This is a genomic window from Bradyrhizobium sp. ORS 278 (genome assembly GCF_000026145.1).
Taxonomy (GTDB): domain Bacteria; phylum Pseudomonadota; class Alphaproteobacteria; order Rhizobiales; family Xanthobacteraceae; genus Bradyrhizobium.
On sequence record NC_009445.1, the window covers coordinates 6,238,659 to 6,251,498 of the forward strand.

Genomic DNA, 12,840 nt, shown 5'->3' on the forward strand with positions numbered 1-12,840 from the left:
AGGGTTCGATCATTCGTGGCAGGCAGCCACATTTCATTAACCTTACCAGCTGCGCTTGAAGCCCGCTGAAATGCTCTTGCTGGTGCTGCCTTGCGCGGTCTCGCTGACCGAGCCGGACACCGTCAGTCCATCGCTAAGCTTCTGCTCGGCGCCGAGCTTGCGCAGCCATTTCTCATCGCTCGACGACAAGGTCTGGCCAGCCGTTACGCTGGTGCCCGTGTCGCCGATCGAGAGCCGCGCGGATTGCTCGGTATCGAAGCTGCGACTCGTCTTGGCCGCCCCTCCCGGGATCGGCACCACACCTTGCTGCGTGACGTTGTAGCCATTCTGCAGAGTGAGATTGTAATGATCGATCGGCACCGCCTTGGTGATCGTCGTCCCGAGGCGGCCCTGATCCGAGCCGGGATCGACCCGAGCCTCGATCGCCGTCTTGTCCCATATCGAGCCGGCCCCAGGTGCCGTCACCGCAGCCCAGGCTGAGCCTCCGGATTGCGGCGTGCTGCCGCCATTCTCCGCCTTCTCCGCGAGCAATTCCGACATCGTGGTGGGCTGCCGCGCGACTGTCATATCGGCACCGACGCGGGCATCCCAGAACGGCGACACCGCCTGTTTGACCGAGACGCCGGAGGCGAGACTGCCCTTGTTCTGGTTCGACCAGTCGAGCGCCGCCGCCTTCTCGGCGGCCGCCTTGCGCTTCGCCGCGGCAGCGGCTTCGGGGCGATCGAGGAAGGTCAACTCGTCGATCGCAAGCTGGCTCCAATCGAGCTTGTCGACATCGATCCCCTTCATCGGATCGGCTGCGGCGGACTGATCCTCAGCCTCGTCCGCATCAGCGTCTTGCGAGGGCGCGATCTGCTGCCAGGGTGCGATCTGCATCGGTTGCGGCGCCTGGATCAGCGTCTGGCCATTCAGCGTCTGGCTATGCGCAGCGGACGTAAGAAGTTCGAAGCCGGCTACAACAAAAGCCAGCGCGCAACCATTCGATATCATGAGAGCAACCCCCGTCGCCCGACTTGCTCGCCGGAATATGGTGGAATCTTGGCGCAAAATTATGACCGCGTCAGTCACGATGTTTTGGGTTGTGAGCAACAGCACGCGCAACTCTTGGCATCAGTCCGCGATACGGTTGATCTATGCGATGCTGCCGATCCGGGGAAGGTCGATCGGATGACCCAGCGTCTGCTCCACCAGATCGAACGTGTCGATGAGGATACGCAGCCGCGCGAGTTTTCCGGCGCGAAATTGCATGAACTGGGCAAGACGCGCTGTGATCGGCTTTTCAGAGTCCTGCGTCGTCATCGCGCAGCGGACCATCGTGGCTGCAGCGCTTTCGTCCAGCATCAGCGTCTCGCGCTCAAGCTTGCGAATGTGGACGTTGTTCGCGATTTGCCTGACGGTGTCGAGCACAGCCTCCTTGCCGAGACGGGCTCCGAGAAAAGGAAACATATCAATCGGACCGTAGATGGCCCAATCGATGTCGTCGTCGAGTATCTCGGCGAGCGCGTCGAATTGGCGATCGTTGATCGCGCGATGCAATGCACGCGACAGACGCCAGAGGCTGTGCTCCGTCATCTTGCTCATCATCCTGATCTGGCTTGCAGGGCGGCGCTCCGGACGCCGGGCGAATCGTCAATGACGTTCCGCAGTGCGCCTAGTCCAACTCTCTGGCTGCTACCCCTCCATACGCGAATGATTGGCACGCGCAACGGTTGTTTTTGCATTGCACAAATGCAGAGCGCCCCGGCGCGACGCGACAGATTCACGCCTGCTAACGGCGTTCATACGGCATTCGCTGCCGGGCAATGGCCACCTCGTGGTCGCGAAACGCCGCCATGCCGAACAGAGTTGCGCCAGCGATCCCGCCAACCAGGGCTCCCAGAGGCATGAAAGTGAAAAATACGAGCATGCCGGCGTAGCCTTCAAATTCGCTCGTATTGAACAGCTCGATCCAGGCGAGTCCGAGCCCGATTCCAATCGTCGCGCCGCCAACGACGCCCATCACCAGTCCGGCAATCGCCAGAAATGCTATTCTCATGCCCCATGCCCCGTATCTCGCCCGCAAATGGGTTCGGGGCGCATCCGCGAGGTTCAACGCGAAGCCGCTCGTGGTTGGTGACGTTTCCGTGATCGCGCCTCGAATACGCTGTTGCAGAAGTTTCAGGCGCGGGCGGTCTTGGCGGCGAGCAGTCCGCCGAGATCACATTCCAGCACCTGCTGCACGAGGTCGAACGTGTCCATGATCTCGCGGATGCGGCTGATCCGGCCATCGCGCAAGGTGTAGAAGGCGGCGAGATCATATTGCACGATCCGCTCATTGTCGCGCTTGCGCAGGAAGACGCGGAGGTCGGCAGCCACCTGGTCGCCTTCACAGATCAGGGTCACGATCTCATGCCGGATGTCGGCATAGCGGCTTCGTGTGACCTCCCACATCTCGCGCACCGCGGCCTTGCCCTGCCGCCGACCAAGATGGGGAAAGATGTCGATCGGAGCCGAGGCGAAGTGTTCGATGTCATCGCTGCAATGAGCGAGAACCACATCAAAGTCTCCGGCGGCATGGGCCTCGAGCAGCTTGCGCACGCGCTGCTTGTTGATGGGCTCGATCATCCTGTCTCCACTGACGGGATTTCCGTGGTTCGCGTTGCCGTTCTGAAGAAACCGATTAGTGGTCGTCAATCACCTGTCAGAGGGTCTGCAGGGAGAATGCGCCGACACGGTGAACACAAGCTTGGCGGTGGCGGGTATACGCGCGTTTCTCTCGGTAGGTCGCAGGCATCATGAAAAAGGTTCGCGTCGCGCCTGCCGAAGCGGCGGCACGGAACCAGGCTGCGAGCCTGTCGTTAGAGAGCAAACATCCCTGCGGAGCATGATCATGAAGACCTTGTTTGCCTTGTCCGTCGCCGCCATCGCGCTGCTGTCCACGCAAGCCGCCGAGGCCAAAGGATGCATCAAGGGCGCCATCGTCGGCGGTGTCGCCGGCCATTATGCCGGTCACCACGGCGTGCTGGGCGCCGCCGCCGGATGCCTTTACGGCCGTCATCGCGCCAAGGAGCAGGATCGTCGGGATCAGCAGAGTCAGGTGAACGGCCAGGGCCGGATGTAGTCAACGATACGTGACGTCTGGCAAGCGTGATGCGAGTCACGGTGGCTGCGGCGCCAGTCGGCGACAAGGAAGCGGTCAGGCCCTCGACGAGGGCCCTCCGCACCGGATCCTCGCAATGCTCGCCGCATCGTCTCCTAGCCCGTCTGCTCCCAGTTCAGCGACGCCCAGATCGCCCGTTCTCAATCTGCTCGAAGGCATGGTGCTCACCGCCCTGTTCCAGGCGATTCCAACCTACGCCGGAGCCGCTCTGATCCTCAAGCTCGCGCATAGCACCGCGTTGCGGCCCGGCATCATCGGCTTCATCGCGACCGCCACGATCGTCCACATCTTGATGACCTCGGCCGCCGGCCCGCGCTATCCGCGCATCCTCAAGCAGTCCTATGCGGCAGAGTTCTACGATCCGACGCTCGCCCTCGCCGACAAGGTGCTGCGCTGGCGGACCCGGTCGGAAGGTTCGCTGCAACTGCTGGGATCGACCGTGATGCTGGCGCTGCTGTCGGTCGGCGTGCTCGCGATGGGGTAGCTCGGTCCCCGCCGTTCATATCGTCAGACGCAACGCCAGCGGTCCATCCTTGGCTGCCAGTCGCGACCATCCCGGCTTGCGGCCGTGCATCAGCTTGGCGAGGACCCGTCCCGAGACCAAGATATCGCCGATCTGCCCTGCCTCCGACGGATGCCACTCAACGCTGATCTCAGCGGCTGAAGCTGGCGGAAAGAACATGACGGCCGCGTCGACGCTCTTGGCGAGATGACGACGTCACCGTCAGCCTTGCACGGCTGGCTCGCTTCCGCCACAACATCCGTTGGAGACGCCAAGCACGACAAGTCAAGAACAGCAAGCCAAGAACAACAACAAGAGCCTCAGCCTGCCCTTCATGTTCAATGCCATTGAACGGCCGCCCGGCCATCCACCTTCCGCAGCCCGACTGGCCGGCGATTTCGGTCCGCTCTACGCCGCGCACGGCTTCATCGGCTGGCTGTTCGCGATCACCGGTCCGGTCGCGATCGTTTTGTCGGTCGGCGCCAATGGCGGGCTCTCGCGGGCCGAGATCGCGTCGTGGATCTTCGGCGTGTTCTTCATCAACGGTCTGATCACGCTCCTGCTGTCCTGGCGTTATCGCGAACCGCTCGTGCTGTTCTGGACCATCCCCGGCACGGTGCTGGTCGGCCAATCGCTGACTCATCTCAGCTTCGCGCAGGTGGTCGGCGCATTCTACGGCACCGCGCTGTTGATGTTCATACTCGGGCTCTCCGGGTGGGTGAAGCGCGCGATGCAATTGGTGCCGATGCCGATCGTCATGGGAATGGTCGCCGGCGTCTTCCTGCGCTTCGGCCTCGACCTGGTGCGCTCCGTGCTCGGCGAATTCGCCATCGCCGGTCCCATGGTCATGGTCTGGCTGATACTCACCGCGCTGCCTTCGCTCGGCCGGCGTTGTCCGCCCATCATCGGCGCGCTCGTGATCGGGACCGTCGCGGCGATCCTGCTCGGCAAATATGACCACAGCGCCTCACTGCAGCTTGCGTTGATCCATCCAGTCGTTCCGACGCCGTCCTGGTCGCTCCCCGCCATGATCGAGCTGATCGTTCCGCTCGCGGTCACCGTGCTCGTGGTGCAGAACGGCCAGGGCTTTGCGGTGCTGAGCGCCGCGGGCCATAAGCCGCCTGTCAATCTCGTCACGGTCGCCTGCGGCATCGGCTCGGCACTGGCCGCCATCGTCGGTGGCGTCTCGACCTGTCTCACCGGCCCGACCAATGCCATCGTCGTCTCCGGCGGCGAGCCTGATCGTCATTATACCGCTGCGATGATGGTCGGCGTTCTGGCGCTCGGCTTCGGCCTGCTGGCCCCCACTTTCACGACACTGCTGCTGATCGCGCCGAAGGCGCTGATCACCGCGCTGGCGGGCCTCGCCATGCTGCGCGTGCTACAGACGGCGTTCGTGACCGCGTTCAAGACGAACTTCTCGCTCGGCGCCCTCGTCGCCTTTCTCGTCACCGTGGCCGACGGACCGCTGCTCAACATCGGCGCGGCGTTCTGGGGACTCGTCGCGGGCTTCGCGATCTCCTGGATGCTGGAGCGTGCGGATTTCACGGCGGCGGGCGCGTAGCGGAATTTCGCAGCGCACCACGCTGCGTTGTCGCGATCGCGCCTCGAGAGGCAAAGCCCTATTGCAGCGCCGGTGGATCGCGCTACACTTCCCGACCAAACAACAATGATCTCAAGAATGTTTTGGGGAGGATTGAATGACCGCGATCACGCGCCGCAACATGCTTGCGGGCACGGCAGCAGCGGGCGCGCTGGCGCTCACCGGCCAGCCCGCCCGGTCGGAGCCGCAGTGGAAGAAATATGCCGGCACCAAGCTCGAGGTGATCCTGGCAAAGGGGCCGCGCGGCGACAATCTGCAGAAGAACATCAAGGAATTCACCGCGCTGACCGGCATCGAGGTGGAGTCCGAGCAGATCCCCGAGCAGCAGCAGCGCCAGAAGGTGGTGATCGAGCTGTCGTCGGGCAAGCCGAGCTTCGACGTGGTTCACTTGAGCTATCACGTGCAGAAGCGGCAGTTCGAGAAGGCCGGCTGGCTCGCCGACATCACCGACATGATGAAGGATCCGAATCTCACGGCCCCTGACCTCGTTCCCAGCGATTTCTCCGCCGCCGGCTTGACTTACGCCAGCAACGACAAGGGCCGCATGTTCTCGCTGCCATGGTCGGTCGACTACTTCATCCTCTACTATAACAAGGAGCTGTTCGCGAAGAAGGGCGTCGAGGTGCCGAAGACGCTCGACGAGATGGTCACGGCCGCGCAGAAACTGACCGATGCCAAGGACGGCACCTTCGGCTTCGTCGGCCGCGGCCTGCGCAACGCCAACATGACCCTGTGGACGAACTTTTTCCTCAACTATGGCGGCGAATTCCTCGACGCCAAGGGCAACATCCTCACCGACGGCCCCGAGGCCATCGAGGCCACCAAGCTCTATCAGAAGCTCCTGACCACCTGCGCGCCTCCCGGCGTCGCCGGGTTCAACTGGATGGAGTCGATGGCCTCGTTCACGCAAGGCCGCTCGGCGATGTGGATCGACGGCGTCGGCTGGGCGCCGCCGCTGGAGGATCCCAATGCCTCGCGCGTGGTCGGCAAGGTCGGCTACACCGTGGTGCCGGCAGGTCCCAAGGGCCAGTACTCGGCGACCTATGGCGACGGCATCGGCATTGCGGCGGCGAGCAAGAACAAGGAGGCGGCTTGGCTGCTCTGCCAGTGGCTGGTGTCGAAGCCGCAGGGCGCCCGGCTGGTGCAGGCCGGCGGCGGCGTGCCGTTCCGCAACTCGGTGCTCAACGATGCCGAGATCCAGGGCGGCGTGAAGATGCCGAAGGAATGGCTGCAGTCGGCGATCGACTCCGGCAAGATCAGCAAGCTCGGCCTGCCCGTGATCATCCCGGTCGCCGAATTCCGCGACATCGTCGGCGCGGCGCTCACCGCGACGCTGTCGGGCGCCGATCCCGCCACCGAGCTGAAGAAGGCGCACGAGCAGTTCCGCCCGATCCTGGAGCGCAGCGAGAAAGCGTGAGCACGATCGTCGAACAGGCGGGCGCGGCAGCGGAAGCTGCTGCGCCGGAGCGCGCCTTACGGCCGCCGTCCTACTGGCCTTTCGTGGTGCCGGCGCTCGTGACGGTGCTCGCAGTGATCATCTTCCCCTGGCTGTTCACGATCTGGATGAGCTTCCAGGAGTGGAAGGTCGGCTCGCCCACGACGTTTGTCGGACTGGCAAACTATCTGCGCTTGCCCACCGACCCCCGCTTCGTCGAGGCGGTCGGACACACGCTGTCCTACACCGCGCTGTCCGTCCTGCTGCCGCTGGTGCTTGGCACCTTTGCCGCGGTGCTGTTCCACGCGCGGTTTCCGGGACGTGGTCTGCTGCGCGCGCTGTTCATCATGCCGATGATGGCGACGCCGGTGGCGATCGCCCTGGTGTGGACGATGATGTTCCACCCTCAACTCGGCATTCTGAACTATCTGCTGTCGCTGGTCGGCCTGCCACCGCAGCTCTGGGTATTTCACCCGGGTACGGTGATCCCGTCGCTGGTGCTGGTCGAGACCTGGCAATGGACGCCGCTGGTCATGCTGATCGTGCTCGGCGGCATCGCCTCGCTGCCGACCGAGCCCTATGAGAGCGCGCAGATCGACGGCGCCTCGACCTGGCAGATGTTCCGCTACATCACGCTGCCGCTGATCATGCCGTTTCTGTTCATCGCCGCAATGATCCGCGCCATCGACGCGATCAAGAGCTTCGACATCATCTTCGCCATCACCCAAGGCGGACCGGGCTCGGCGTCCGAGACCATCAACCTCTATCTCTACAGCGTCGCCTTCGTCTATTACGATCTCGGCTATGCCTCGGCGATCGCGGTGGTGTTCTTCGTCCTGATCATCGCGCTCACCGCCCTGCTCCTGGTGCTGCGCCGGCGCGCGCAGTGGACTGCGCTGGGGAACGAGGCATGACCGTCAACACCATCCTCGGCCGGCTCGGCTTGGCGATCGGCGTCTTCCTGATCGTCTCGCCTGCGATCCTGTTCTTCCTCTGGATGATCTCGCTGTCGGTGAAGTTCGAGGTCGACAACGCCGCCTATCCGCCGGTGTTCTGGCCCGAGCATTTCGCCTGGAAGAACTACACCGACGTGCTGTCGTCGAACCGCTTCTTCACCTACTTCAAGAACAGCCTGCTGGTGACGGGCGGAGCGACGGCACTGGCGATGCTGGTCGGCGTCCCCGCCGGCTACGGCATCGCCCGCATGGCCGCGCACAAATCGGCGATCGTGATCCTGATCGCGCGCATCACGCCGGGCCTGTCCTACCTGATCCCGCTGTTCCTGCTGTTCCAGTGGCTCGGCCTGCTTGGTACGCTGTGGCCGCAGATCATCATCCATCTGGTGGTCACCGTGCCGATCGTGATCTGGATCATGATCGGATATTTCGAGACCACGCCGATCGAGCTCGAGGAGGCCGCGCGGATCGACGGCGCCACGCGCTGGCAGGTTTTCCGCCATGTGGCATTGCCGGTGGCCAAACCCGGGCTCGCCGTCGCCTTCATCCTCGCGGTGATCTTCTCGTGGAATAATTTCGTGTTCGGCATCGTGCTCGCGGGACGCGAGACACGCACCTTGCCGGTCGCTGTCTACAACATGATCTCGTTCGATCAGCTGAGCTGGGGCCCGCTCGCGGCTGCCGCGCTGATCGTGACGCTACCGGTGCTGCTGCTCACAGTCACAGCGCAGCGGCAGATCGTGGCAGGACTCACAGCGGGAGCCGTGAAAGGAGGCTGAATCTGGCAACCCAGCGCGCGTCTTCGCCGTGATCGTTTCCCTATGTGAAATGCCGGAGCAAAGCTGCGGCAAAATGTCGGGACTGCCTTCGTCAGGCCACGATCTCCCACTTGGTTACCGGAATGGAACCGGGATTCGCAGGTCTGCTCGCTCCAAGCTCCGGTCGTTTCTCGCAGGTTCCTGATCGTCTCTGTGCCGGCTTCGTTCCAGCCGAATATATCGCGTACGCACGATCGACCGGCCGGGATTGGCGCTCCCGTTGGTCTGCCGTGCAAATCTCTCACCGGCTGAACGCCCGACCGACGAAAGCTTCATGACGTCCGATCGCGACGCCCCCGCGCCAGACCACATGACGGCCGTGTTGCAGACCGAACTGCTCGACTCGCCGCCCGAGCCGGGGTTCGACCGCGTCACGCGGCTCACGACACGGCTGCTGCAGGCGCCGGCTTCGATCATCGCGCTGGTCGATCGCGACCGGCAGTTCTTCAAGAGCTCGGTCGGGCTGTGCGAGCCGTGGGCCTCGCTGCGCGAGACGCCGCTCAGCCATTCGTTCTGTGAGCATGTCGTATCCTCGGCCGCGCCGCTGGTCGTCAACGACGCCAACCAGCTGCCGCTGGTGCGGAACAGCCTGTCGACCGCCAGCCTCTGCATCATCGCCTATCTCGGCGTTCCGCTGCGGCTGCCCGGCGGCGAGGTGATCGGCGCGCTCTGCGCGATCGACTACGTGCCGCGGACCTGGACCGACGACGACATCGCGCAGCTGACCGAGCTCAGCGAGATCGTCATGGACGAGATCGCGCTGCGCACCGAGAACGCGCGGCGACGCCGAATCGAGCAGCATCAGCGTGTTCTGGTGCATGAACTCAATCATCGCGTGAAGAACACGCTTGCGCTGGTCGACAGCGTGATCGCGCTCAGCATCCGAGCGGATCCAGGACTCGCCGAGTTCGGCGAGGTTCTGCGAAGCCGCATCGCTGCTCTCACCCGCAGTCACGCGCTGGCGCTGGATCGCGGCCGCGAGGCGATCGGTCTCGACGAGCTGGTCCGCGCCGAACTGGCGCCGCTGCAATCCGACCGTGTTGCCGTCGTCGGCCCGGCCGTGCAGCTCGCGCCCGGGATTGCGCTCTATCTCTCCATGGGCCTGCATGAGCTCGTCACCAATGCGGTGAAGTATGGCGCGTTGTCGACCGGGGCCGGGCGTGTGGCGCTGCAATGGACGCACGCAGACGAGCGGCTCAGGCTGTCCTGGCAGGAGAGTGGCGGCCCGCCCGTCACCCCGCCGGCCCGCAACGGTTTCGGCTCGCTGCTCTTTGAGCGCATTCTCGGTGCGGCGCTGAAGGGCCAGGTGACGCGCGACTTCGCCGCTGACGGACTGAAAGTGACCTTCGATCTGCCGCTGACACCGTGACATCGATCAGCCGCGCTGGCCGCGCCGCCGCGTCAGGGTGATCTCGGCGAGGATCGACATCGCGATCTCTTCCGGCGTGATGGCGCCAAGGTCGAGCCCTGCCGGCGCCTTCACCCGATCGAGCCGCGCGACATCGATACCATCCCTGAGGAGCTTGTCGCGCAGGCTGTCCATCTTGCGGCGGCTGCCGACGAAAGCGTGGTAGGCGGCCTCGCAGCCGAGTGCCGCGCGCAATGCGGCCTCGTCACCCCGGCCCTGCGTCGACACGACAACAAACCGGCGCCCGCCGGCGAGACCGTCCAGCGTGAAGCCGTCGATCAGGCGATCCGCCTCCGGCGTGGCGACGAGATCGGCGGCTGGAGCGGCGAGGGTGACGTGATAGCCGAGTGGCCGCGCCTGCGCAGCCAGTGCCAGCGCCACCGGGCTGGCGCCGAGGATCAGCAGCGCGGGATGCGGCAGAACCGGCTCGACGAAAATATCCATCGTGCCCTTGCTCGGGCACATGTTGGCGGCGAAACGCACGCCCTCCTTCGTCTCCCCGGGCTGGACGCCAAGCTCGGCGAGAATATTTTCCGGCTGCACCGATACCATCCGCGGCACGCCGTCGGACAACGCATCGCGCGCCGCCTTCAGCACGGCGCCGCGGGCGCAGCCGCCGCCGATCCAGCCGGCGACGATCGTCCCGTCAGGCCGGATGATCGCCTTGGCCCCCGCTTTGGCGGCCGTCACCGACACCGTGCGCACGACGGTGGCCAGCACGAAGCTTTCATCGGCGGCTTTCAACTGCGCGGCGAGGTCGAGCATCTCCGTGGACATTGTCATGGATGAGCTCCTCTTTTCGGCATGGCCTCACAACTTCGCCAGATACGGCTCCAGCGCCGCGAGCGAATTCAGCGTGTGCGCGGGCGCGTAGAGATCGACGTAAGGCAGCGCGGCCTTGATGCCGCGCGCCTCGGGCGCGTAGCTGTCCCAACCGAGCATGGGGTTGAGCCAGACGATGCGGCGGCAGCGGCGGCGCAGCTGCGCCATTTCGCGATCAAGCAAATCAGGATCGCCAGTATCGTAGCCGTCGGAAACGATCATCACGCAGGTGCGCGAATGAATCACGCGCGCCGCGTGCCAGCGGTTGAAGGTCGCCAGGCTTTCGCCGATGCGGGTGCCGCCGCCCGCGCCCTGCGCCATCATCGACAGCCGGTCGAGCGCGCGCGCGGCGTCCCGCTCCTTCATCGCATCGGAGACGTAGGCGAGCCGGGTGTGAAACAGGAACGCTTCGGCCTCGCGAAATGCGTCGAGCACGCCGTGGATGAAGCGCAGGAACACGGCGGTGTAGGCGCTCATCGAGCCGGAGGCATCGAGCAGCACCACCAGCCGCAGCGGCTTCACCTTGCGGCGGCGATGCACGAGCGCGATCGGCACGCCGCCATGGCTGATGTTGCGATGGATGGTCCGGCGCAGATCGAGCCGCTCGCCCGTGCGCCGCAGCTGGTCGCGCCGCGTCAGCCGCGTGCGCATCGCCTTCGCGAGCCGCGCCGCCGCCTCATGCGCCAGCGCGACCTGGTTGGGATCGGCAAGCCTGCGGAAATCAGTGTCGCCGATCGTCTCCACGCGCGAGGCGCCCTCGCGAACGCCCTCGCCGCCAGTCTCGCGCGGCGTCTCGTCGCCCGGCACCTGGTCGGTCGCGCCCTGCGGCCCCCTCTCGCCGGCCCCTGCGTCCTGCAGGCTCTTCAAGGAGGGGCTGTTCGCCGCCTGCGCCGATCCCGACGTCAGAACTCGCGAGCGCACGCGCTTGCCGAGCCAGAACGCATCGAACAGCCCGTCGAAACGCTCCCATTCGCTCTTCCGCGCCGCGAACAGATGCTTGAAGGCGGAACGCAGCAGGCCGGGCCTGTCGGCATAGCCCGCGGCCATGACAGCCGCAGCGTCCCGCCCTTCCTTCAGGCCAACCGCGAAGCCGTTGTCCCGCAATGTCCGAAGGAACGCGCCGAGGCGGCCGGCGACCAGACGCGCCACCGCGTCCAGGTCCTCGTGGTCGGGCGTGGCGCCGCAGCAGCTCATGCGACCTTCCCCAGCAAGCGCGCGGTTACCTCGCGCGAGACCCGCGCGCGGTCTTCATGGGTCTTCAGCAGGCAGATCAGCGTGTCATGGACGACCTCGGGCTGATCCTTGAGATCGCGGACGTCGAGCCCGACCAGCGCCGCCGCCCAGTCCAGCGTCTCGGCGACACCGGGCACCTTGCGCAGTTCCTCCTTGCGCAGACCCTCGACCAGTCGCGCGATCTGCAGCGCAAGCGAGGCAGAGGCGCCATCGATCCGCGCCAGGATGATGCGCGCCTCGCGGTCGACGTCGGGATAGTCGACATAGTGATACAGGCAGCGGCGGCGCAGTGCGTCGGACAATTCGCGGGTGCCGTTGGAGGTCAGGACGACGTGCGGGATGCTGGTCGCCGTGATGGTGCCGAGCTCGGGAATCGAGATCTGGAAGTCGGACAGCAATTCCAGCAGGAATGCCTCGAACTCGTCGTCGGCGCGGTCGATCTCGTCGATCAGCAGCACCGGCGGGGTGACGCGGCGGATCGCAGCGAGCAGCGGCCTTTCGAGCAGATATTTCTCGGAGAAGATCTGGTCTTCGATGGCATCGGCGTGGCCACGATGCGCCTCGATCGCCAGCAGCTGGCGCTGGTAGTTCCACTCATACAGCGCGGCGCTCTGGTCGAGTCCCTCATAGCATTGCAGCCGGATCAGCTCGGTGCCTTCAACCGCGGCCAGCGCCTTCGCCACCTCCGTCTTGCCGACGCCGGCCTCGCCCTCTAGCAGCAGCGGCCGCTTCAACAGCTGCATCAGCGCAATCGCCGTCGCCAGCTCGCCATCGGCAATGTAGCCGCAGGCGGCGAGAGATTGCGCGATGTCGTCGCGGGTTTTCATAGGCGTTTGTTTTCTCAATCTTACCGCGACCTTGATGCGATTCCCCCAATGTGGGGGAGAGCTAAGGAGGGGTGGCTCCAAGCGATACTGCCGCCGG

At 65.0% G+C, this 12,840-nt stretch carries 14 protein-coding genes; 7 read left to right on the forward strand and 7 right to left on the reverse strand.

Going from position 1 to position 12,840, the window contains the following annotated elements:
• Positions 1 to 42: 42 nt before the first annotated feature.
• The 4 genes from BRADO_RS27960 to BRADO_RS27975 form a co-directional block, all read right to left on the reverse strand.
• Complete coding sequence (locus BRADO_RS27960; RefSeq protein ID WP_012029562.1) at positions 43 to 990, reverse strand: hypothetical protein; 948 nt, start codon at positions 988 to 990, stop codon at positions 43 to 45.
• 141 nt (positions 991 to 1,131) lie between these two features.
• Entirely contained in the window at positions 1,132 to 1,572 is a 441-nt protein-coding gene (locus BRADO_RS27965; protein WP_041757776.1) for a nuclear transport factor 2 family protein, read from the reverse strand.
• 196 nt (positions 1,573 to 1,768) lie between these two features.
• Positions 1,769 to 2,035: a hypothetical protein gene (locus BRADO_RS27970; RefSeq protein WP_012029564.1), complete on the reverse strand. Its 267-nt coding sequence runs from the start codon at positions 2,033 to 2,035 to the stop codon at positions 1,769 to 1,771.
• Between the two features lie 122 nt (positions 2,036 to 2,157).
• Entirely contained in the window at positions 2,158 to 2,604 is a 447-nt protein-coding gene (locus BRADO_RS27975; protein WP_041757049.1) for a nuclear transport factor 2 family protein, read from the reverse strand.
• A gap of 265 nt (positions 2,605 to 2,869) precedes the next feature.
• Here BRADO_RS27975 and BRADO_RS27980 point away from each other — a divergent pair, with 265 nt between their 5' ends.
• The 7 genes from BRADO_RS27980 (at position 2,870) to BRADO_RS28015 (ending at position 9,822) form a co-directional block, all read left to right on the forward strand.
• On the forward strand, positions 2,870 to 3,100 hold the full coding sequence (locus tag BRADO_RS27980; protein WP_041757778.1) for a hypothetical protein: 231 nt from the start codon (positions 2,870 to 2,872) through the stop codon (positions 3,098 to 3,100).
• Between the two features lie 196 nt (positions 3,101 to 3,296).
• Entirely contained in the window at positions 3,297 to 3,623 is a 327-nt protein-coding gene (locus BRADO_RS27985; protein WP_041757051.1) for a hypothetical protein, read from the forward strand.
• Positions 3,624 to 3,975: 352 nt separating this feature from the next.
• Positions 3,976 to 5,205, forward strand: coding sequence for a benzoate/H(+) symporter BenE family transporter (locus tag BRADO_RS27995; RefSeq protein WP_012029568.1), 1,230 nt, complete (start codon positions 3,976 to 3,978; stop codon positions 5,203 to 5,205).
• A 136-nt stretch (positions 5,206 to 5,341) separates the two neighbouring features.
• Complete coding sequence (locus BRADO_RS28000; RefSeq protein WP_012029569.1) at positions 5,342 to 6,661, forward strand: sugar ABC transporter substrate-binding protein; 1,320 nt, start codon at positions 5,342 to 5,344, stop codon at positions 6,659 to 6,661.
• Positions 6,658 to 7,593: a carbohydrate ABC transporter permease gene (locus tag BRADO_RS28005; RefSeq protein ID WP_012029570.1), complete on the forward strand. Its 936-nt coding sequence runs from the start codon at positions 6,658 to 6,660 to the stop codon at positions 7,591 to 7,593. Before BRADO_RS28000 ends, BRADO_RS28005 begins: the two co-directional genes overlap by 4 nt.
• Positions 7,590 to 8,414: a carbohydrate ABC transporter permease gene (locus BRADO_RS28010; RefSeq protein ID WP_012029571.1), complete on the forward strand. Its 825-nt coding sequence runs from the start codon at positions 7,590 to 7,592 to the stop codon at positions 8,412 to 8,414. The genes BRADO_RS28005 and BRADO_RS28010 overlap by 4 nt, the downstream gene beginning before the upstream one ends.
• Before the next feature lie 313 nt (positions 8,415 to 8,727).
• Positions 8,728 to 9,822 (forward strand): HWE histidine kinase domain-containing protein, encoded by a 1,095-nt coding sequence (locus BRADO_RS28015; protein WP_012029572.1) that lies wholly within the window; start codon positions 8,728 to 8,730, stop codon positions 9,820 to 9,822.
• A gap of 6 nt (positions 9,823 to 9,828) precedes the next feature.
• On the opposite strand, the gene BRADO_RS28020 is transcribed toward BRADO_RS28015, so the two are convergent.
• From BRADO_RS28020 to BRADO_RS28030, 3 genes are read right to left on the reverse strand one after another with little or no spacing between them, the layout of a single operon-like run.
• A complete protein-coding gene (locus tag BRADO_RS28020) occupies positions 9,829 to 10,644 on the reverse strand; it encodes an XdhC family protein (protein ID WP_012029573.1) in 816 nt (271 codons plus the stop codon).
• A 27-nt stretch (positions 10,645 to 10,671) separates the two neighbouring features.
• Positions 10,672 to 11,877: a VWA domain-containing protein gene (locus BRADO_RS28025; RefSeq protein ID WP_012029574.1), complete on the reverse strand. Its 1,206-nt coding sequence runs from the start codon at positions 11,875 to 11,877 to the stop codon at positions 10,672 to 10,674.
• Positions 11,874 to 12,743, reverse strand: coding sequence for a MoxR family ATPase (locus BRADO_RS28030; protein ID WP_041757052.1), 870 nt, complete (start codon positions 12,741 to 12,743; stop codon positions 11,874 to 11,876). Before BRADO_RS28030 ends, BRADO_RS28025 begins: the two co-directional genes overlap by 4 nt.
• Positions 12,744 to 12,840: the final 97 nt, after the last annotated feature.

Excerpts from the sequence above, each read along its gene's own strand:
- BRADO_RS27985 (WP_041757051.1), top strand. The coding sequence starts at position 3,297 with ATGGTGCTCACCGCCCTGTTCCAGGCGATTCCAACCTACGCCGGAGCC.
- BRADO_RS28010 (WP_012029571.1), top strand. The coding sequence starts at position 7,590 with ATGACCGTCAACACCATCCTCGGCCGGCTCGGCTTGGCGATCGGCGTC.
- BRADO_RS28015 (WP_012029572.1), top strand. The coding sequence starts at position 8,728 with ATGACGTCCGATCGCGACGCCCCCGCGCCAGACCACATGACGGCCGTG.
- BRADO_RS27960 (WP_012029562.1), bottom strand. The coding sequence starts at position 990 with ATGATATCGAATGGTTGCGCGCTGGCTTTTGTTGTAGCCGGCTTCGAA.
- BRADO_RS27975 (WP_041757049.1), bottom strand. The coding sequence starts at position 2,604 with ATGATCGAGCCCATCAACAAGCAGCGCGTGCGCAAGCTGCTCGAGGCC.
- BRADO_RS27980 (WP_041757778.1), top strand. The coding sequence starts at position 2,870 with ATGAAGACCTTGTTTGCCTTGTCCGTCGCCGCCATCGCGCTGCTGTCC.
- BRADO_RS27965 (WP_041757776.1), bottom strand. The coding sequence starts at position 1,572 with ATGACGGAGCACAGCCTCTGGCGTCTGTCGCGTGCATTGCATCGCGCG.
- BRADO_RS27970 (WP_012029564.1), bottom strand. The coding sequence starts at position 2,035 with ATGAGAATAGCATTTCTGGCGATTGCCGGACTGGTGATGGGCGTCGTT.
- BRADO_RS27995 (WP_012029568.1), top strand. The coding sequence starts at position 3,976 with ATGTTCAATGCCATTGAACGGCCGCCCGGCCATCCACCTTCCGCAGCC.
- BRADO_RS28030 (WP_041757052.1), bottom strand. The coding sequence starts at position 12,743 with ATGAAAACCCGCGACGACATCGCGCAATCTCTCGCCGCCTGCGGCTAC.
- BRADO_RS28000 (WP_012029569.1), top strand. The coding sequence starts at position 5,342 with ATGACCGCGATCACGCGCCGCAACATGCTTGCGGGCACGGCAGCAGCG.
- BRADO_RS28020 (WP_012029573.1), bottom strand. The coding sequence starts at position 10,644 with ATGACAATGTCCACGGAGATGCTCGACCTCGCCGCGCAGTTGAAAGCC.
- BRADO_RS28025 (WP_012029574.1), bottom strand. The coding sequence starts at position 11,877 with ATGAGCTGCTGCGGCGCCACGCCCGACCACGAGGACCTGGACGCGGTG.